Genomic DNA, 19,473 nt, shown 5'->3' on the forward strand with positions numbered 1-19,473 from the left:
TTACCGATTCATCTTTTCAACTACATCGTTTATAGGAATGCTTCATGTCAAACGCACAACCTGCTTCTTTCTCATCACAAGCTTTTATTCAACTGGCTTTGGACAATCAAGTCCTTAAGTTTGGTGAGTTTGTCTTAAAGTCTGGACGGGTTAGTCCTTACTTTTTTAATGCAGGTTTGCTGGCGACAGGAGAGATGTTGTCGTTATTGGCGCGTGGTTACGCGGATGCCCTAGCCACTGCTGGAGATAATGGCAACAAGGAGCAAGAGCTGGTTATCTTTGGTGCCGCTTACAAGGGCATACCTTTTGTAGCTGCCACCGCACAAGCTCTATGGCAGCATCATGGTATCAATGCCAAATGGGGTTATAACCGCAAAGAGACCAAAACTCACGGTGAGGGCGGCAATCTAGTTGGCGCTGATGTCAATGGCAAGGCGGTGTGGGTGCTCGATGATGTAATTACCGCAGGCACAGCAATGCGCGAAGTCGTTGAGATATTAGAGCAAGCAGGGGCAAGTGTGGCGGGCATCATCGTCGCCTTAGATCGAAAAGAGAAAGGTCAGAGCGAGCGCTCAGCGATTCAGGAGCTGGCGGCTAACCTGCAAGTGCCCGTACTTGCGCTTGTCGATATCGATAATTTAATCGAATACCTAGCCGATGATAATAGTCAAAACAAAGACGCAACTCAACTGGCAAAAATGCAGCAATACCGTGAGCAATATGGCGTTTAGTGCTTCTGTTATGAGCGACTGTCTCGTTATATCAATAATAATACAAAAGTGAGCCCTATCATGAGCGACAAAAAATCATTACACATACTAGTTATTATGGATCCCATTGAGCGGGTTAATTATAAAAAGGACACCACCTTAGCCATGATGTGGTCGGCGCAAGACCGTGGTCACACCCTGGGCTATTGTCAGATTCATGATTTATGGCTTGATCGCGGCGCACTGATGATAGATTCGCAGCCAGTCAGTGTCCACCGCGACCCTGAGAATTTTTATACTCTAGGCGACAAATCGACAGCACCTGTCAGCGCTTATGATGTGATATTAATGCGTAAAGATCCGCCGTTTGATATGCGCTTTATTTATGCCACCTACATGCTCGATCACGCCAAAGCGGCTGGCGTATTGGTCGTCAATGACCCACAAGCGATTCGCGACTGTAATGAGAAACTATTTGCCACTTGGTTTAGCGATTATATGAGCCCAACGATAGTCACGAGCAAACAGGCGCACATCCGTGAGTTTATTAGCGAGCAACAAGATGTTATCGTCAAGCCGCTAGATGGTATGGGCGGTACGGGTATTTTTCGTTTGACCGCTGACAGCCCTAACATCGGCGTGACCTTAGAGATTTTAACCGAGCTTGAGACTTTGCCTATTATGGCGCAGCGTTATTTACCAGAGATTGTTGAGGGTGATAAGCGCGTGTTGATCGTCGATGGCGTTGTTGTTGATTTTAGCTTGGCGCGCATTCCAACCAAAGGCGAGACCCGTGGCAATCTAGCCGCAGGCGGTAGCGGTGTGGCTATGGCACTCACCGATATCGAGCGTCAGGTGGCAGAAGTGGTCGCACCCATTGTCAAAGAAAAGGGGCTGATGTTCGTTGGACTCGACTTAATTGGCGGACGCATTACTGAGATTAACGTCACCAGTCCAACGTGCGTACGCGAGATTGACGATCAGTGCGGTACTGACATCGCAACTGACTTTATCATAGCAATTGAGCACAAGCTCGATAGCAAATAAGTCGGTTATACGATACCAGTCGATGCTGTCATGACACTATAGAGAATAGGAATTGCCCATGGCTAAATTTATAAAGTCATTTTTACTGAGCGCTAGCATGCTAGTAGCCTTTAGTGCTAATGCAACAGACCAGCTGAACAACACCAAATGGGTCAACTTCAATAAAGACGGTAAACCCAACGCAGTGCTGCGTTTTGTAGAGCGCGGCGGCAAGCTCTCAGCCAAGGTCGAAAAGGTGCTGATCAATCCTGAAAACAAGACCAAGTGCGACGAATGCAAAGGTAAGTACCACAACAAACCTTTGGTTGGCGCTACTCTTATTTGGGATCTGGAGCCAGATGCGAGTAATCCTAATGTCTACGATAACGGCACAGGTATCGACCCAAAGACAGGAATCACTTTTTCTGGCAAAGCCAAGCTTGAGGGCGACACTCTTAAACTGCGTGGCTACAAAGGCGTGTCATTTTTGGGCAAAACTCACGTTTTAAAACGTTTGTGACTTCTCATTTAGGAGTTTTATCATTCTTTGACCGCTTTTATAACACACTCTGGTTTAAAATAAGAAAAATACTAGTATTATAAATTAGGTGCCTAAATAGGGCGATCAAGCTATTAAAAACGCTATTAAAAACAGTATCGGTTAGAGAATGATTTGTTTTATACTAGCGAGCTTTATGACCTAAGGTGTAGTTACTTTGCGCTTTAGGTTAGACTGTTTTAAAAATTTTATCCATTCATAGAATTACATAGGTCGTCTCATGAAAACACCGCATATACTGATGATGGCTGCTGGTACTGGCGGGCATGTATTTCCAGCACTTGCGGTCGCTGAAGAGTTGACTCAGCGCGGCGCGGTAATTCATTGGCTTGGTACGCCAAGTGGTATGGAAAATGGGTTGGTTAAGCCTACAGGTTATACCTTCCATGCCATTGATATGCAAGGACTGCGCGGTAAAGGGGTTGGTCGACTATTAAAGCTGCCAGTAACACTACTATCAGCGACGATGGCGACGATCAAAATTATCAAAAGCAATCAGATCGATATCGTAGTTGGGTTTGGCGGTTATGTCAGTGCGCCTGGCGGCATTGCCGCGCGCATGACAGGCACGCCGCTGATTATTCATGAGCAAAATGCGATAGCGGGCATGAGTAATCGCTACTTATCCAAAATCGCTATTAAAGTACTCCAAGCGTTTGATAATACGTTTGCTGGTAGTCAAAGCGATAGCAAGATTGTCACTGTGGGCAATCCAGTACGTCAGACTATCACAGGGGTTGCAGCGCCGTCGGCTCGTTATGACATTAGCGATAAATCAGCGCTACGCTTGCTTATCGTTGGCGGCTCACTAGGCGCACAAGTGCTCAATGAAAACGTACCAAAAGCACTCGCGCTGCTAGAGAGTCCATTTGAGGTGCGTCATCAATGCGGGCGCAATAACGAATCTGCGACTGTTGCAGCCTATAAGCGTGAAGATCTAAGTGTCCATCAGTATACCGTGCAGCCATTTATCGACGATATGGCAGCGGCTTATGATTGGGCCGATGTGGTCGTTTGCCGAGCGGGCGCGCTGACAGTCACTGAGATTCAAAATGTCGGTATCGCCGCTATATTTGTGCCGCTACCGCATGCGGTTGATGATCATCAGACAGCCAATGCCAAAACCTTGACTTCACAGGGCGCAGCAATTTTATTACCGCAAAGCGAGCTCACTGCGCAGCGCTTGAGCGATGAGCTTGCGGTACTTGATAGGCAAGCTTGCTTAAACATGGCGCAAAAAGGTCATGCGCTAGCTAATCGTAGTGCCAGCGCGCACGTGACCGATATCATTTGGCAAGCACTTTAAGACGTTGTAGTTATCATTCTACGGACTACTTTTATTTTTATTCACGAGCGCATTATAAGAGGGATCTATGCCGACATCGACCAAAGTACTACCCAAACGCTTGATTGAAATTCCAGAGATGCGCCGTATTCAGCATTTGCATTTTGTGGGTATTGGCGGTTCAGGCATGTGCGGTATCGCTGAAGTCATGAGCAATCAAGGCTATCAAGTCAGTGGCTCTGATATTGCTCAAAGCCCTGTAACTCAGCGTTTACAAGACATCGGTATAGAGCTATTTATCGGTCATGACTCCAAAAACATCGCTAATGCCGATGTTATCGTGGTGTCCTCCGCGATAGATCGTAGCAATCCTGAGATCAAAGCGGCGCTTAAAGCACGCCTGCCTGTCGTACGCCGCGCCGATATGTTAGGCGAGCTGATGCGTTATCGTCACGGCATTGCGGTAGCAGGCGCTCATGGCAAAACTACGACGACTAGCTTGCTTACTATGATGCTAGCAGAAAGTAAGCTTGATCCAACCTACGTTATCGGTGGTAAGCTTAATGCCTCAGGCAAGAATGCAGCGCTCGGTAGTAGTCGCTATTTGGTCGCTGAAGCGGATGAATCTGATGCCTCCTTTTTATCTTTGCATCCGATGGCGGCTATCGTTACCAACATCGACCAAGATCATATGGAAACGTATGAAAACAGCTTTGATAAATTAAAAGCTGCCTACATTCAGTTCTTACAAAACATGCCGTTTTATGGCTTGGCAGTTGTTTGCGGTGACGACCCTGAGCTGTACGCGATGATTGATGACATCGGACGTCCTGTTCTGACCTTTGGTCTGGAGCCATTTAACGATGTGCAAGCTGTCGATTTGGTCGTTGAAGGTACTAAAACCCACTTTACGGTTTTGCGCCGTGATAACGAACCTTTGCGTTTAACGCTCAATATCCCGGGTACGCACAATGTTTATAATGCGCTCGCTGCGATTACCATGGCGACCGATGAAGGCGTGGATGATGAGGCAATTAAACGTGCATTACAAAAATTTGCAGGAGTCGGTCGCCGTTTTGAGCAGCATGCTTCAGTCAGCGTTGAGGGCGGTGATGTTATCTTGATAGACGATTATGGTCATCATCCAAAAGAGGTTGATGCGACCATAAAAGCCGCTCGCCAAAGCTTCCCTGAGCGCCGTTTAGTTATGCTATTCCAGCCGCACCGCTATAGTCGTACGCGTGACTGCTACGATGATTTTGTCGATGTGTTGTCATCGGTTGATGAGTTATTATTATTAGAAGTTTATTCAGCAGGAGAGAGTCCGATTGCAGGCGCTGATACCAAATCACTTGCTCGCAGCATTCGCTTGCGCGGAGAGATTGAGCCGACGGTTGTAGACAAGGATAATTTAGCGCCTGTCATGCAACGGCTATTAAAGGCGGGCGATATGCTTATCACTCAAGGCGCAGGGAATGTCGGTCAGATAGCTCTAGATTTGGCAGCGAATGATTTGTATCTTAAGTAAGTATTTTTGGAGTGATATATGACTACTCATAATCAACAAGACAGCATACAAAAAGACAATGAGCAAAAGACTATTGATAACCCAGAGCCTGCGTTAGCTGCTGCGTACGTCGAGCAGGACGATGAGTCTACAACCTCAAAAAAGACTAAGAGTAAGGATATAAACCAAGTACAAGACCCTGCTGTTTTTGGCAAAGTAGCTGTCGTTTATGGCGGCAGTAGCAATGAGCGTAGCGTGTCTCTAGATAGCGGCGCGGCAGTATTATCAGCCCTAAAAAATAAAGGCGTTGATGCCACTCATTTTGATCCCAAAGATCAAGATATCACTGAACTGCGCGATTACGACCGTGTTTTTAATGTTTTGCATGGTCGCGGCGGTGAAGATGGTATTTTGCAAGGCGTCTTGCAATGGCTGGGTATTCCGCAAACCGGTTCTGGCGTATTAGCCTCAGCACTGGGTATGGACAAAGTACGCACTAAACAACTATGGCAAGGATGTGGTCTTGCAACCGCACCATTTTCACTGTTAACGGCAAATACTGATTGGCAGCAAGTGGTCAATACACTCGGTCTACCACTAATTATCAAGCCAGTTCATGAAGGCTCGAGCATAGGTATGACCAAGGTCAACAATCTTGATGAGCTGCCTGGTGCTTATACTACTGCTGTGCAGTGCGGCGATGCAGTAATGGCTGAACGCTGGATTACAGGGCGCGAATTTACTATCGTCATTATCGATGACGAAGCTTATCCTATTATTCGCCTAGAGCCTGCTGACATCTCAAATTTCTATGACTTTGAGGCCAAATACAACCGCAATGATACTGGATACTATATACCCTGTGGTCTAAGCGTCAAAGACGAAGAGCACTTACAAGCTTTAAGTTTAGCTGCTTTTCGTGCTGTAGATGCTAAAGGCTGGGGGCGCGTTGATGCCATGCAAGATGAGGCTGGTAACTTTTGGCTGCTTGAGATTAATACTGTACCTGGTATGACTAGCCATAGTTTGGTGCCTATGGCAGCCAAAGCTAAGGGTATGGACTTTGAGAGTCTATGCTGGCACATATTAGCGCAAACGCTTTAGATATTATTTTGATACAAAATCACCAGAGATATAATGTATCTATATACCTGCTATAGCACAACATCATGTAAACTTGTGTAAATTCGATGTTAGTAATATAGGTTAGGCTATTGTTTATTAGTAAAATACGTTAATATCGTAAAAAATATGGACGATTTGTTTACTGATAAGCTAGAGTTATAACTGATATAAGAGATATTTATTTTATATCGTTTATCAATATGCTAATCGTGATGGCGATCTATATACTTATTATGGACTAACTAAGATAGTTGAGGACGAAGGTTACTATGGCTCAGGCTATTAATGATACAACTGGCTTGATGAGTGATAAGACCCGCCATGCAAAGTCTAAGTTTGAGCTGCCTGTTGTTGTCAGATACTTTTTTATAATTGTCGTTTTAGGATTACTGTTACTGATCTTGATTATGGGTGGTAAAGCACTTCGAGCGGCGCCTCCCGCTACTATATATGTGAGTAGCAAAGATTTAAGTACTATGCAGCATCAAGCGCTAAGACAAGTGATGAGTCAGCAGGCTGTCAGTAGTTTCTTTACTTCTGACCTACAAGCATTGAGAGATATCACTATGAGTATGCCGTGGGTCGATCAAGTCAGTGTGACTCGTGATTGGCAACGCGGCATTGTCATAAAGGCTCTACCAAGGCAAGCGGTTGCCAAATTTGGTACCGAGCGTTTAGTCGATGCCAAAGGCGTGGTATTCGTTCCTGTAGATAGCAAAGATTTAAACCAGACGCAGTTTGCAACTTTGCAAGGAGAGATAGCACAAGCACCAGTTATTATGCAGCAAATGCAACAGATTAATGACTGGTACGCGCCGCTTGATATTTATGTTGAGGACATTATATTATCGCCACGTATGACTTGGCTTATCCGCTTTGATAATGGTCTTCGAGTCATCGTGGATAATGAAAACACCGCGCAAAAATTGCTAAGTTTAAGCCAATCGCTAGGTAACCAGTTAAGCGCGCAGCGTGATGATATTCAGGCTATAGACTTACGTTATAAAAACGGTTTTACCCTAGCATGGAATATGGATAAGATGCCTGTTGACCCTTTAGATAATCAGTCAGCACCTGAGCCTCTAGCACCTTGATGTAGTACCTGTTTATTCTATAGCGCTGCAAGGATTGTAGTGTCTATTTTAATGATTTAATGGAAGCATCATTTAGTTTCCTGTCTTGCGATAATTTGTTTGGTACCATGAAAAATACAGAAAATCTGGTTGTTGTTCATCTAAGCGCCACGGCAGTGTATGTCGTTATTGGCAGTGTATACTCTGCAACAGACATCCGTATTATGGGTGTTGGACAAGTCAAAAATAGCGACTTTTATCAAGGCAAAATCAAGCACCGTGAACGCTTGCAAGGAGCGATTAAACAAGCCATCCAAGAAGCAGAAGATACGGCAAACTGCCGCGTGCATAGTGTTTGGTTAACACTTGCAACGCCAGAGCTTGCCAGCAAGAACAGCGCAGGCAGTGTGAGCGTGGAGGACGACGTCGTCAGTGCCAAAGACATGGTACAAGCCTTGTCTAATGCCAAATCGCAAGATCTCTCTTCTGATTACTACTTGATGCACTGCTGCCAGCAAGGTATCTATATCGATGATCAAGAGTTTATGGTCGATGATGCTATCGAGATGGTCGCTGACAAAATCAATGTCATGTACCACATGATGATGATGCCAGTCGCCAGCCGCCAAAACATCCAAAAACTACTGCAAAGCTGCGACGTTGGCATCGATCATATCGTCTTTGATGCAGTGACCAGCGCTGAATACAGCTTGATTAAAGAGGAGCGCCAGCAAGGGGTTTGTCTGGTAGACATTGGCGCTAGTACGACGAGTATTTGCGTCTATAAAGAAAACAAATTGATTTTTACCCACTGCTTAGCGACAGGTAGTCATGAGGTGACTATGGACATCTCAGCAGATTTTGGTATCTCTATGATAGATGCTGAAAGGCTCAAGAAATCTCACGGTACCGCCGATATTCATAGTATAGACCCAAGCTCGTTTTTTACCTTTAAACCGCAAGGACCAAATGACGACATTAACGTCAATATATACAATTTAGCGCGCATTATTGAAGCGCGCTATGTGCGTATTTTTACTGAAGTGGCGCGTCAATTACACGAAGCAGATCTGATAGGTTATATCGATCGCGGCATTGTACTGACAGGCGGCGGTAGTGCAATAAAAGGCATGATACCGTTTGCGAAAAAGCTGTTAAAAATGCGTGTAGTGATGACTAACATGCATCCCGCTATTAGTGCATACAATCATTTTGACAATGATGAAGTCTTTAAACATATTAATTCACAAATTAATGATCGCGCTTTTCATACCGCTTTTGGTACCTTATTATATAGTCAAAGCGAGCAGTTTCGTCATAGTGAACAAAGCGAACCTGAAGCCATTCAGCAAGCTCGGGTAAAAGGCGTATTTCAAAGCGCAGGACAGCGCTTATCTAAAGTGCTCAAAAAGATTCTATAGGACTTTTTTAAGCCTAAAAATACTGTTAAAGATAGATAATGATTCACCCTTTATTTTATTTAAACACATTCATAAATAGTAAGTCGATAGCACGCTATGTAAGTGCGTTGTTATATGATATTTAGACTATATGCAACTGGAGAACCCTTTATTATGTCAAAATATACCATGCCAGATGATAGCCAAGTTCATGACAATGGCCAAGCACGCTTTACTGTATTCGGCGTTGGCGGCGGCGGTGGTAATGCGGTTGAACATATGGTGCAACAAGGCATTAGAGGGGTTACTTTTGTTTGTGCCAACACCGATAGACAAGCACTTGATCGCCTAACGACGCCTAATAAATTGCAGCTAGGTGCCAAAACCAATCGCGGCCTAGGTGCTGGCGCTAATCCTGAAGTGGGACGCGAAGCGGCTGAGAGTGAAGAAGATGCAATTCGTGAATTGCTTGAAAACTCTGATATGGTGTTTATCACCGCTGGTATGGGCGGCGGTACAGGTACGGGAGCCGCGCCTGTCGTCGCTCGTATTGCAAAAGAGCTTGAAGTGCTCACAGTCGCCGTTGTTACCACGCCGTTTAAATTTGAAGGCGGTAAGCGCATCAAGGCAGCTAAAGCGGGTATTGAGCAATTAACCAACTTCGTTGACTCTATTATTACTATTCCTAATGATAAGCTGATGAGCGTGTACGGCAATATCTCTATGCAAGACGCCTTTAAAAAGGCAGATGATGTTCTACTTCATGCGGTACAAGGTATTGCTGAGACCATTGCTAGCGAAGGGGTTATCAATATCGATTTTAACGATATCCGTACGGCTATGACGGCCAAAGGTCATGCAATGATGGGTATTGGCCGTGCTAGCGGTGACGACCGTGCTCGCCAAGCCACTGAAAAAGCAATTAGATCGCCACTCCTTGACGACTTGTTATTAGAAAACGCCAAAGGTCTACTCGTTAACGTTATATCCTCTGAGTCGTTATCTTTAGATGAGATGAGCAAGATCAGTGCTATCGTTGATGAGATCACCGACATCGATGATGCTCATATTTTCTATGGCTCAGTCATAGACGAAAAAATGGGTGATGATCTGCATGTCACGGTTATCGCAACAGGTCTAACACTAGATGAAAACGCAGGTAAAGAGCAAGCCGCTGAGGCACCTGTACCTTCTGTTAATAGTACGCAGTCCGTTGATCCAAGCGTGCATACCAGCGCTCTAAATAGCCAAAAACAAGCACAGACTAAAACGTATCAAGACAATACAGTGCGCAGTGCAGTACCGCAAGAAGAGCAAAAGACCAAAACCAATAGCATTCAAGACTACCTCAAGCGCCAACAAAATAAGTAGTCTACTGATAGTGTCATTAGTCTAATATAAATCAGAACTATTTAAAGCCAGCACTAAGATGCTGGCTTTTTTGTGGCAGTTTGTTTGATGCACTACTAAGTCATAATAATAATGACTCATCGACAGCAGTATAAATCACGTCTTTAACCCTATGTTTTTAATACCATTATTTAAATTTTATTAACTAAAATAAACAAAGCCATCAATGATGATAAGGCCAGCTTATCAATGTTATTGATAATTTATCCTATCCCTACTATAGCGAACTTAGGACAACTAATGATACACTAGGGCAATTGTAACAAAATATGTGAGGAAACTGCCATGAATCAAAGAACTATAAGAACCGTTATAGCGGTAACAGGTACCGGTCTACATAGCGGTAAGCCTGTTGACCTAGAGTTTCATCCTCAGCCTTGTGACACTGGTATTGTTTTTGAGCGCTCAGATATTACAGGTTCAGCACCGATTCCAGCCAGCGCGTTTTTAGTACAAGATACTATGATGTCATCAAACCTAGTATTTGGTGGTACTCGCGTAGGTACAGTAGAGCATTTACTAAGCGCCGTAGCAGGCCTTGGTATTGATAACATGCTAATACGTGTCTCTGCCTCAGAGATTCCTATTATGGATGGTAGTGCAGCACCATTTATCGGATTGCTCTTGCAAGCAGGTTTTCGCGAGCAAGATGAGCCCAAAAAATTCTTAAAGATTGTGCGACCCGTTCGAGTCGAGGTTGATGATAAGTGGGCAGAGCTGAATCCTTATGATGGTTTTGAGCTAAATTTTGAGATTGATTTTGATCATCCTGCTTTTGATAAAGATCATCAGTATGCACAGCTTGATTTTTCAACCCAGAACTTTATTGAAGAATTAAGCTCAGCACGTACCTTTGGGTTTTTACGTGATATAGAGACGCTACGCAATAACAACCTCGCTTTAGGGGGTAGTATGGACAACGCTATCGTTATCGATGACGCGCGTGTACTCAACGCTGAGGGCCTACGTTTTAGCGATGAGTTTGTTCGTCACAAGATTTTAGATGCGTTAGGGGATTTATATTTGATTGGCTATCCTATTTTGGGTCGTTTCAACGCTTACAAGTCAGGTCATGCACTTAATAATCTACTTGTTCGTGAAATACTATCCGATTCAGATAACTTTGAAATTGTAACATTTGATGACAATGTAACTTGTCCAATCGATTATCTAGCCATAAATGACTATACCGTCGAAGGTTAAGTACACGGATATACATGATGTATCGAAACAATTACGCAATATTACATAAATCGCTAGGTTTCAAAGCCAAAAATTTATTTGGCTCTTTATATTATAATATATGAATATATTTCATGCTAAGTAGTACCTAGGCTCCAGAACTTCAAAAGCTGTCTTGTTAATGAATTCAAATTATGAATTTTTTAACAAGACAGCTTTTTTGTTTTTGTTAACAAGATTATTAAGACCTTATTATGGAAAAATTATAATTTTATTTACATAAGATTACATTGTAATCACCTAGTTTTTAGTCATTTAGTAACCGTAAAAGCGCTAGTTTGAGGTTTTTGTCCGCCGTGACATGACTAGCGGCCTGTGATATAGTCCGCTTTGTGTTTTGGCTAAGCACTTGATTGTTAATGGCTTGAACAGGTTTTAATACTGTTTTTTGCAGGCTAGATTGAGTGTTAAACCCAGTATTTTTAGCATCATAGCTCGTGACTACAATACGTATATGCTTGAGTTGTTTAAATGTAATCGATTGATCTTTTAACACTTTTAGATAAGCGTTCTGTAAATAGCGAATATGGTTGGCTGCAGTCACTGAGCCAACACTGAGCGTCACTTGCTCAGATGTTAAACCAACGACTAAGCAGGTATCGAGAATCTCTTGAGGTAGACAATCTACCAAAAGCATCTTTATCTCTTTAGTAGCTTTAGTATAGAGCTGCATGTTGTCAGCTAAGGTTGAAGGTAGTGCGCTACCGGCAAAAGCTTGATGATCAATCAGTGTAGCAAGCCGATTAGGCTGTTTTTTTGACATTAACTTGATTCCCCTTTATCGGATCAAAGCGATGTTCTAATTGGCGATATACAAACCATATAGCAACCGATTTACGAGGTCAGCGACTATTAAGGTAATGATGCCAAGGTCGTAGACTGTAGACTAAATAGGACGCCGCTTTACTCAGGATTTTATCATGTTTATTTGATAATAATATCCTATAAATTAATTGATACTTCGTTACGGATGACGAGTAATCTTGCATTAACATAGGTAGTAAATTTTATGAAAAAAGCTTTATTGATTTTGTCAGTACTAGGTATGGGTATAGCACAAACTAGTGGTGCTGCTGAAACGACCTTTCAGACCAACAATACACTTAGTCAAACAATAACCAATATTTCTGCTTCATCGAACTATGGTTCCAACAGAAACATTTATAGCACCAATAGCAATGCCCATGTCTACAGCAACGACGAAATCAGTCAAGCTATCGACAACCTAAGTGCTCATGCAAAACAAAAAGAATATCAACTCGCTTCACTAACTAGCCGCTTATCTTATGAAAAGCAGCAAATGAAAAAAGTTATTGACAGCAATTCAGCGCCAGCTATCGCTGCGGCTCGTGCCTCAAGAGCGGCACTATCTAGAAGTACAGGTTATTGCGCACGTTATGTGCGTAAAGCGCTACAAGCTGCAGGTTATGAGTTCACACCGAACCCATCAGCTTATCAGTACGCCTCTCGTGGCACTCTAACTCAAGCAGGCTTTACCAAAATCAGCAATGACATGGCACCGCAAGTTGGCGACGTCGTCGTTTTTAACCGCACCTCAAGACGCCCACACGGTCATATCCAGATATTTGATGGTAATGACTGGGTATCAGATTTCCGTCAAAAGAGTATCAGCCCTTATAGTGGCAACCACACTTATACTACATGGCGCGATTCACAATATGTTGATGATGCCTCAGATCGTGGTATCTACCTTGCTATGGCTGACTAAGCGTCTTTTAGTTATGCGCACTTAGATATTAAACCCCGGTAATTACGACATTACTGGGGTTTTGTTTTTTAAGGAATTAAAGGTTAGCTAGCAGGGTTAAAGTCAAGCCAGTAGCGCTGATCGTGAAAATCAGGCGCCGTAGCATGTTGGCAGGCAAAGTATAACGGGGTGTCGTCAAAGTAAAGTATGACGCAAGGATTGATACGTTTAATAGTTAGCGTTTGCTTATCAAATATAGATTTAGGTAGCTGAGATAGAGCAATAGTAAAGCTGCGCTGATACAGATGAGGGTGAGTATCGTCTGTATCAGTCCAAACACTGTCAGTCCAAACGATGTTAGCATAGCCTTTATCGTCTCTTTTGATTAAAGGGACAGGTGGCATACTATCAGGCTGACGATAACCGTGAAATTCATAGAATGCGTAATGACCATCTGGGCTAGCGTTAATTTCAATATAGCGACTATCATCATTGTGGGTTATGCCTTGTATAAAGCACTCAAGGCAAGTGTGTTCCCACAGATAATCTTGAAAACGCACATGTTGCGGCTGCCAATCTGGCCAATCAAGCCGCGCTGCTAAAGCCTGACTAGGTAGCTTGATACTATACTCTAGTTGTAAGCTTGGTAATGGCTGCTTAATAACGCTAATATTGACGTCAACCTGGATTTTCTTAAGCGATTGGGCTTTAACTTCAATGTCGCTGGCATCACTATCTAAGGTATTAATCGCTAGGCCAAGAGTAAAACTTTGGGTCGTAGTCATAATAAAGAGACACTAATAAAGGATAAAGTCGCTGCGGTGCTATGTATTTTGCTTCTAGATATATTTTGGCGCAAGAGATATAAAGAGATGATATACAAAAGCCGCAAACCCTTTAGGTGTTGCGGCTTCGTTGTAGCATAGTCTAACCCAACTACTGCGCGTGACGAGCTAGATTAGAGAGTTTGGGGTTAGCATTGGGGTTTTGACGTAGCAGCAAGGCCATACGACCGATAGTGTGAATCACCGTCGCTTTAGCTGCTCTTGCAATCTCGCTACTGACCACATCACGGTCGTGCTTGCTCCCTGCTGGTAGTTTGATTTTAATCAGCTCATGATCATCCAAAGCGCGGTCGATCTCCTCAGAGATAGCAGGGGTCACGCCATTGTTGCCGATCATGACGATAGGTTTTAGCTCATGACCAATGCCTTTTAGGCGTTTGATTGTTGCGTTGTCGAGTTCCATAATTGTCCTGTATTTCATCTAAAAAGTATGAATATGATTGAAAAAGTTAATCAGTATTATCGTCTATATCGCACGATTTTGGCTGCTGAAAATGCTAAACTATGACTATAAGGGTATTATAAACGCTATAGCATGATAAAGCAGGTTTTAAACCATGAGATTGTGCAAAGCATAAGAATATTAGCGCGTTACTTTTAAATAAAAAAGCACAACTAGGCTGTAGCGTACTATAGGTAGCAGTTTTTTAGCGTGCTGCGTCTTTATTGCTAGATGCTGCGCAAAACCTCTCTTAGTAGCACTGTATTTGTTTTATAGTAAATCGACTATATAAAGTGATAGGAGCATCATTTGGCCACGCGTATTGAAAATAAAACATTATCAAAAAGTAGCCGCGCTTGGATGAAAGAGCACTTAGATGATCACTATGTGCAAAAAGCGCAAAAAGAGGGCTACCGTGCGCGCGCCGCTTATAAATTGCTTGAGATTAATGACAAGACCAATATTATCAAAAAGGGCATGACCGTTGTCGATTTGGGAAGTGCGCCTGGTAGCTGGTCACAAATCGCAAGCCAGTTGGTCGGGGATAGTGGTACCTTGATCGCCTCAGACATTTTAGCCATGGATGCTCTACCTGATGTGACCTTTATTCAAGGCGATTTTCGCGAAGCTGAGATCTTTGACAAGATTATGGCAAAAATCGGAGAGCATCAAGTCGATGTAGTGCTCTCTGATATGGCACCTAACACAGCGGGTAATAGCGCGGTGGATCAGCCGCGAATGATGTACTTGTGCGAGTTGGCAGTTGATTTTGCCTTATCGACGCTTCCTGTCGGCGGCGCACTGATTATGAAAGTATTTCAAGGCGCAGGTACTCAAGAATTGCGCCAACAGATGCAAAGCGACTTTAGCAAAGTACGCAGTATTAAACCTGCGGCTTCAAGAGCGCGTTCAAAAGAGATGTTTTGGATAGCAATCAAGTAGTTAATAGACGTTATATTCTAAGGTATTAAATATCACTAATACGCGAACATCAGTAGCAAACCGCTACATTAGTTAACCCAATATAAGCTTGAATTGTAACTCTCAAAACCACATATCATGATATATTAGCTTTGTTTTCATTTAAGATTTAAGCAAAGTCGCCTAGTGAAGCCTACTTTATTGTTGTTTTAGTCTAGATTGTTGGTTGCAAAAACAGTCAATCGCAACCACATAAGATATATAGACAATCAATAAGATAACGCTTTAATGGCGTCACGTGTCACCTTGACACACCAATAAGTAAGGGATGGAAAGCTTGTGAGCGACATGGTAAAAAATACCTTATTGTGGCTGGTGGTAATCGGCGTTCTAGTGCTGGTGTTTAGCGGCTTTGACCAATCGTCTGAGCCTGACAACCTCAATTACTCTGAGTTTGTGACCGCAGTGTCAGAGAACCAAGTAGCCAGTGTTGAGATCGACGGCGAGCAGATCACCGGTGAGAAAAAGAATGGCTCAACTTTTGAGACCATTAGGCCTGCTGTGTCCGATGAACAGTTGATGCCACTGTTACGTGAAAACCAAGTTGAGGTTGAAGGCACCGCGCCAAAACGTCAAAGTGTACTAATGCAATTACTAATTGCCAGCTTCCCGATTCTGCTGATTATTGGTTTGTTCCTGTTCTTTATGCGTAATATGCAAGGCGGCGCAGGCGGCAAGGGCGGTGGCCCTATGAGCTTTGGCAAGTCTAAAGCCAAAATGCTCACCGAAGACCAAATCAAAGTGAACTTCACAGACGTTGCAGGCTGTGAAGAGGCTAAGGAAGAAGTCGTTGAGGTAGTTGAGTTCTTACGTGATCCAGACAAATTTACTAAACTTGGCGCGACGATTCCTCGCGGTATCTTAATGGTAGGTCCGCCAGGTACCGGTAAAACCCTACTGGCTCGTGCCATCGCTGGTGAAGCTAAGGTACCCTTCTTTTCAATCTCAGGTTCTGACTTTGTTGAGATGTTCGTCGGTGTTGGTGCTTCACGAGTTCGTGATATGTTTGAGCAAGCCAAAAAAAGTGCGCCATGTATCATCTTTATCGATGAGATTGACGCAGTCGGTCGTCATCGCGGCTCTGGTATGGGCGGTGGTAACGATGAGCGTGAGCAGACACTAAACCAGTTATTGGTTGAGATGGATGGTTTTGAGGGTAATGAAGGCGTCATCGTCATCGCTGCAACGAACCGTGCTGACGTACTCGATAAAGCGCTACTACGTCCTGGTCGTTTTGACCGTCAAGTGCAAGTTGGTTTGCCAGATATTAAGGGTCGTGAGCAAATCTTGAAAGTGCATTTGCGCAAATTGCCAAATACCATTAGTGTTGATGCTCGTGCACTTGCCCGCGGTACGCCAGGGTTTAGTGGGGCGCAGTTAGCCAACCTAGTGAACGAAGCGGCATTATTTGCAGCACGCCGTAACAAGCGTAGCGTCGACATGAATGACTTTGAAGATGCTAAAGACAAGCTGTACATGGGTCCTGAGCGTAAATCTATGGTCATCCGCGAAGAGGAGCGCCGCGCTACCGCCTATCACGAAGCAGGTCATGCGCTAGTCGCTGAGCTATTGCCAGGTACAGATCCTGTGCATAAGGTGACAATTATGCCGCGTGGATTTGCTTTGGGCGTCACTTGGCAGTTGCCTGAGCATGATCAGACCAGTATGTATAAGTCAAAAATGCTAAGTGATATTGCTATCTTGTTCGGTGGTCGTATCGCCGAAGAGGTCTTTATTGACCAGATGTCAACGGGCGCTTCTAATGACTTTGAGCGGGCTACCAAAATGGCACGTGCAATGGTCACCAAATACGGTATGTCTGATGCGCTAGGTATTATGGTTTATGAAGACGATGATCAATCGCAAGGTTACTTTGGCGGTGGTGGTCGTACGATTTCAGAAGCTACTCAGCAAAAGGTGGATGAAGAAGTACGCCGTATGCTAGAGGAGCAGTATGATATCGCGCGTGAATTGATTGAAGCTAATCAAGATAAAATGCATGCAATGGTAGATGCTTTAATGAAATGGGAGACGATTGACCGCGATCAGCTCCAAGATATCTTGGCAGGTGAAGATCCACGTCCACCAAAGGTTTATCAGTCTAACGAAGTGAACTTATCTAAAGATAGACCTAAGCCTGAAGGTACTACGCCGCCACCATTACCAGCGATGTAGTACACTATCGGCACAAATATAAAGAAGCTCTTTTTTATAAAGGGCTTTTTTATTGTCTTTATTTTATCAGCAAAGGCGGTCTCTTTACTGGTATGATAATTCTAAGTATTTTAGTAATTGATGGATAGTTAATGAGCTTATTTTCACCTCTACCTGTGTATCAAATCATTAGTCGTCATAAGGTTTTAGATTTGTCACAGCCGCATGTCATGGGCATTTTAAATGTGACACCAGATTCGTTCTCAGATGGCGGTCAATTCAACGACATTGATAAAGCAGTCATGCGTGCTAAAGAGATGATCGCAGCTGGCGCAACCATCATCGATATCGGCGGAGAATCTACGCGTCCTAATGCCAGAGCAGTAGAGAGTGAAGAGGAGATAGCGCGCGTTATACCCGTTGTGAAGGCGATACGTGAGCAATGCGGCAGTGATATATGGCTCTCCATCGATACTAGTAATCCTGCCGTGATAAAGTCAGCTGTAGCGGCGGGTGCAGATATCTGGAACGATGTCCGTGCGCTTAAACGAGAGGGCGCAGCACAGATGGCAGCAGAGCTTAGTATACCGGTTATGCTTATGCATATGCGCGGTGAGCCGACCACGATGAACAACTTGGCGCATTATGATAATGTTATCAAAGAGGTTAGTGCTGAGCTCACGGCTCGTATTGATGAGGTCATGCATTTAGGGGTCAAAAAAGAGAATATTATTATCGATCCAGGATTTGGCTTTGCCAAAAACTATGAGCATCATCGCGCGCTATTGACTCAGCTAAGCGATTTACAAGCACTGGGTTTACCCCTGATGTTTGGCGTCTCTCGCAAGCGCTTTTTGGCCCAGGTGCTGTCTAAAAGTGGGGTTAACGGCGCGGCGCAGACACCAGCTACTGAGCGTGATACGATCGGTACAGCAGCTGGGTTATTAGCAATACAGCAAGGCGCTTGCATTATAAGAACGCACAATGTTGCTATGATGCAGCAGGTTAGCGCTCTGTGGCAGCAATTATCTTTGTATAATGCCAGCATGTCCAATAAAGAATAATCTAATTTATAACCCCTTAATATCCATCTACCAAGTGACTATTAGAGATCTACTATGACCACACCATTGCAACCAGAGCCAACCACTGAGCAGCGCCGTATTATTTATCAAGCGCGCCGCGGTCTAAAAGAATTGGACTTCTATATCGATCCTTATATTAAAGAGCTGTACCTAAATGCTGAGCAGACCGAGCAAGATACCTTTGCTCAAATGCTCACTTGTGAGGACCCTGATTTGCTTGATTACTTTACCAATCAAAGCCAGCCAGAGGACAAGGCAATTTGGGACTTAGTTAATAAAATAAAAACTTGGCGTCATGCTAAGGACAAGCTATAAGCCCAAATAAACAGTTGTGATTTTCAATGAATTAAAGAGTCGCCTGCTTTGCAAGAGATACCTATACCCGTCTTAGTTACTCCGCTGCGTATTGATACAGTAGTTGAGCCGACTAGCCGTATTAGCATGGTGCTTTATACGGCTTTAGTTATAGTAATGCTAGTACTGGCTTGGTTGGCCCAGTTATCATTGTGGCAGTACGTTTTGATATTGCTTGTGAGCGTATTAGCCTTTGGCTATATCACATTATCAAAACCTATACTTCTGCATTTGACTCAGCCCCCTTTAGAGCAGCGTATTGATAGACACTGGCAATTACTACTGCGGATGGGACGAGGAGATGAGTTATGGCAAGCAGGACTGATTGGGGCGCATCGCTATCCGCTACTGATACATTTTGACTTTATGGTGACAAGCCCTTATCAGCGTGAGCTCTGTATAACGATATTTCGTGATCAAGTCAGCTTGGACGACTGGCGTAAGCTTAATATCCTTGCCAGCATTTTACCGAATAAAACCAACTAAAACGTCTTTGGGCGTTATATCTGAACAACCATAACAAAACACCTAACCCTATTGAGAATCAGATTTGCTATATTGTTGACT

At 43.7% G+C, this 19,473-nt stretch carries 19 protein-coding genes; 16 read left to right on the plus strand and 3 right to left on the minus strand.

What is annotated here, in order from left to right; genetic code table 11:
- Window positions 1-44: 44 nt before the first annotated feature.
- The 10 genes from pyrE (at window position 45) to lpxC (ending at window position 11,298) form a co-directional block, all read left to right on the plus strand.
- Window positions 45-731, plus strand: a complete 687-nt coding sequence (pyrE, locus tag ACTXGO_RS03280) for an orotate phosphoribosyltransferase (protein WP_435949553.1) — start codon at window positions 45-47, stop codon at window positions 729-731.
- Window positions 732-791: 60 nt separating this feature from the next.
- Window positions 792-1,757 carry a glutathione synthase gene (gshB, locus tag ACTXGO_RS03285; protein WP_443573347.1) on the plus strand — a complete coding sequence of 322 codons (966 nt, stop codon included), beginning with the start codon at window positions 792-794 and terminating at the stop codon, window positions 1,755-1,757.
- A gap of 58 nt (window positions 1,758-1,815) precedes the next feature.
- Window positions 1,816-2,256, plus strand: a complete 441-nt coding sequence (locus tag ACTXGO_RS03290) for a DUF2147 domain-containing protein (RefSeq protein ID WP_435949549.1) — start codon at window positions 1,816-1,818, stop codon at window positions 2,254-2,256.
- A gap of 259 nt (window positions 2,257-2,515) precedes the next feature.
- Window positions 2,516-3,601, plus strand: coding sequence for an undecaprenyldiphospho-muramoylpentapeptide beta-N-acetylglucosaminyltransferase (murG, locus tag ACTXGO_RS03295; protein WP_443542940.1), 1,086 nt, complete (start codon window positions 2,516-2,518; stop codon window positions 3,599-3,601).
- 67 nt (window positions 3,602-3,668) lie between these two features.
- On the plus strand, window positions 3,669-5,108 hold the full coding sequence (gene murC, locus ACTXGO_RS03300) for a UDP-N-acetylmuramate--L-alanine ligase (RefSeq protein ID WP_443542938.1): 1,440 nt from the start codon (window positions 3,669-3,671) through the stop codon (window positions 5,106-5,108).
- A gap of 18 nt (window positions 5,109-5,126) precedes the next feature.
- Entirely contained in the window at window positions 5,127-6,191 is a 1,065-nt protein-coding gene (locus tag ACTXGO_RS03305; RefSeq protein WP_443573349.1) for a D-alanine--D-alanine ligase, read from the plus strand.
- A gap of 290 nt (window positions 6,192-6,481) precedes the next feature.
- Window positions 6,482-7,306, plus strand: a complete 825-nt coding sequence (locus ACTXGO_RS03310) for a cell division protein FtsQ/DivIB (RefSeq protein WP_443573351.1) — start codon at window positions 6,482-6,484, stop codon at window positions 7,304-7,306.
- 107 nt (window positions 7,307-7,413) lie between these two features.
- Complete coding sequence (gene ftsA, locus ACTXGO_RS03315; RefSeq protein WP_317199113.1) at window positions 7,414-8,706, plus strand: cell division protein FtsA; 1,293 nt, start codon at window positions 7,414-7,416, stop codon at window positions 8,704-8,706.
- Window positions 8,707-8,859: 153 nt separating this feature from the next.
- Window positions 8,860-10,056 (plus strand): cell division protein FtsZ, encoded by a 1,197-nt coding sequence (gene ftsZ / locus ACTXGO_RS03320; protein WP_317199112.1) that lies wholly within the window; start codon window positions 8,860-8,862, stop codon window positions 10,054-10,056.
- Window positions 10,057-10,380: 324 nt separating this feature from the next.
- Window positions 10,381-11,298, plus strand: a complete 918-nt coding sequence (gene lpxC / locus ACTXGO_RS03325) for a UDP-3-O-acyl-N-acetylglucosamine deacetylase (protein WP_435949545.1) — start codon at window positions 10,381-10,383, stop codon at window positions 11,296-11,298.
- 286 nt (window positions 11,299-11,584) lie between these two features.
- On the opposite strand, the gene ACTXGO_RS03330 is transcribed toward lpxC, so the two are convergent.
- Window positions 11,585-12,100, minus strand: a complete 516-nt coding sequence (locus ACTXGO_RS03330; RefSeq protein ID WP_435949544.1) for a hypothetical protein — start codon at window positions 12,098-12,100, stop codon at window positions 11,585-11,587.
- Between the two features lie 246 nt (window positions 12,101-12,346).
- On the opposite strand from ACTXGO_RS03330, the gene ACTXGO_RS03335 reads away from it, so the two are divergent.
- The gene (locus ACTXGO_RS03335; RefSeq protein WP_443542931.1) at window positions 12,347-13,066 is read left to right on the plus strand and encodes a CHAP domain-containing protein; all 720 of its coding nucleotides are present in this window, start codon (window positions 12,347-12,349) and stop codon (window positions 13,064-13,066) included.
- Between the two features lie 83 nt (window positions 13,067-13,149).
- Here the strand turns inward: ACTXGO_RS03335 and ACTXGO_RS03340 are convergent, their stop codons facing one another.
- Window positions 13,150-13,830 carry a DOMON domain-containing protein gene (locus tag ACTXGO_RS03340; RefSeq protein WP_317199108.1) on the minus strand — a complete coding sequence of 227 codons (681 nt, stop codon included), beginning with the start codon at window positions 13,828-13,830 and terminating at the stop codon, window positions 13,150-13,152.
- A 151-nt stretch (window positions 13,831-13,981) separates the two neighbouring features.
- On the minus strand, window positions 13,982-14,293 hold the full coding sequence (locus ACTXGO_RS03345; protein ID WP_317199107.1) for a YhbY family RNA-binding protein: 312 nt from the start codon (window positions 14,291-14,293) through the stop codon (window positions 13,982-13,984).
- Between the two features lie 348 nt (window positions 14,294-14,641).
- Here ACTXGO_RS03345 and ACTXGO_RS03350 point away from each other — a divergent pair, with 348 nt between their 5' ends.
- From ACTXGO_RS03350 to ACTXGO_RS03370, 5 genes are all read left to right on the plus strand, one after another.
- Entirely contained in the window at window positions 14,642-15,274 is a 633-nt protein-coding gene (locus tag ACTXGO_RS03350; protein WP_317199106.1) for an RlmE family RNA methyltransferase, read from the plus strand.
- A 318-nt stretch (window positions 15,275-15,592) separates the two neighbouring features.
- Complete coding sequence (gene ftsH / locus ACTXGO_RS03355) at window positions 15,593-17,488, plus strand: ATP-dependent zinc metalloprotease FtsH (RefSeq protein WP_317199105.1); 1,896 nt, start codon at window positions 15,593-15,595, stop codon at window positions 17,486-17,488.
- A 131-nt stretch (window positions 17,489-17,619) separates the two neighbouring features.
- Complete coding sequence (gene folP / locus ACTXGO_RS03360) at window positions 17,620-18,531, plus strand: dihydropteroate synthase (protein ID WP_443573353.1); 912 nt, start codon at window positions 17,620-17,622, stop codon at window positions 18,529-18,531.
- A 54-nt stretch (window positions 18,532-18,585) separates the two neighbouring features.
- Complete coding sequence (locus ACTXGO_RS03365) at window positions 18,586-18,867, plus strand: FAD assembly factor SdhE (RefSeq protein WP_317199103.1); 282 nt, start codon at window positions 18,586-18,588, stop codon at window positions 18,865-18,867.
- Between the two features lie 48 nt (window positions 18,868-18,915).
- Entirely contained in the window at window positions 18,916-19,392 is a 477-nt protein-coding gene (locus ACTXGO_RS03370; protein ID WP_443542924.1) for a hypothetical protein, read from the plus strand.
- Window positions 19,393-19,473: the final 81 nt, after the last annotated feature.

Source organism: Psychrobacter sp. T6-1 (genome assembly GCF_052258445.1).

What these genes read in the sequence shown, in the direction of transcription:
- lpxC (WP_435949545.1), top strand. Translation starts at nt 10,381, where the DNA reads ATGAATCAAAGAACTATAAGAACCGTTATAGCGGTAACAGGTACCGGT.
- ACTXGO_RS03330 (WP_435949544.1), bottom strand. Translation starts at nt 12,100, where the DNA reads ATGTCAAAAAAACAGCCTAATCGGCTTGCTACACTGATTGATCATCAA.
- pyrE (WP_435949553.1), top strand. Translation starts at nt 45, where the DNA reads ATGTCAAACGCACAACCTGCTTCTTTCTCATCACAAGCTTTTATTCAA.
- folP (WP_443573353.1), top strand. Translation starts at nt 17,620, where the DNA reads ATGAGCTTATTTTCACCTCTACCTGTGTATCAAATCATTAGTCGTCAT.
- ACTXGO_RS03310 (WP_443573351.1), top strand. Translation starts at nt 6,482, where the DNA reads ATGGCTCAGGCTATTAATGATACAACTGGCTTGATGAGTGATAAGACC.
- ftsA (WP_317199113.1), top strand. Translation starts at nt 7,414, where the DNA reads ATGAAAAATACAGAAAATCTGGTTGTTGTTCATCTAAGCGCCACGGCA.
- ACTXGO_RS03345 (WP_317199107.1), bottom strand. Translation starts at nt 14,293, where the DNA reads ATGGAACTCGACAACGCAACAATCAAACGCCTAAAAGGCATTGGTCAT.
- ACTXGO_RS03340 (WP_317199108.1), bottom strand. Translation starts at nt 13,830, where the DNA reads ATGACTACGACCCAAAGTTTTACTCTTGGCCTAGCGATTAATACCTTA.
- ACTXGO_RS03365 (WP_317199103.1), top strand. Translation starts at nt 18,586, where the DNA reads ATGACCACACCATTGCAACCAGAGCCAACCACTGAGCAGCGCCGTATT.
- murG (WP_443542940.1), top strand. Translation starts at nt 2,516, where the DNA reads ATGAAAACACCGCATATACTGATGATGGCTGCTGGTACTGGCGGGCAT.
- gshB (WP_443573347.1), top strand. Translation starts at nt 792, where the DNA reads ATGAGCGACAAAAAATCATTACACATACTAGTTATTATGGATCCCATT.
- murC (WP_443542938.1), top strand. Translation starts at nt 3,669, where the DNA reads ATGCCGACATCGACCAAAGTACTACCCAAACGCTTGATTGAAATTCCA.
- ftsZ (WP_317199112.1), top strand. Translation starts at nt 8,860, where the DNA reads ATGTCAAAATATACCATGCCAGATGATAGCCAAGTTCATGACAATGGC.
- ACTXGO_RS03290 (WP_435949549.1), top strand. Translation starts at nt 1,816, where the DNA reads ATGGCTAAATTTATAAAGTCATTTTTACTGAGCGCTAGCATGCTAGTA.
- ACTXGO_RS03305 (WP_443573349.1), top strand. Translation starts at nt 5,127, where the DNA reads ATGACTACTCATAATCAACAAGACAGCATACAAAAAGACAATGAGCAA.
- ACTXGO_RS03335 (WP_443542931.1), top strand. Translation starts at nt 12,347, where the DNA reads ATGAAAAAAGCTTTATTGATTTTGTCAGTACTAGGTATGGGTATAGCA.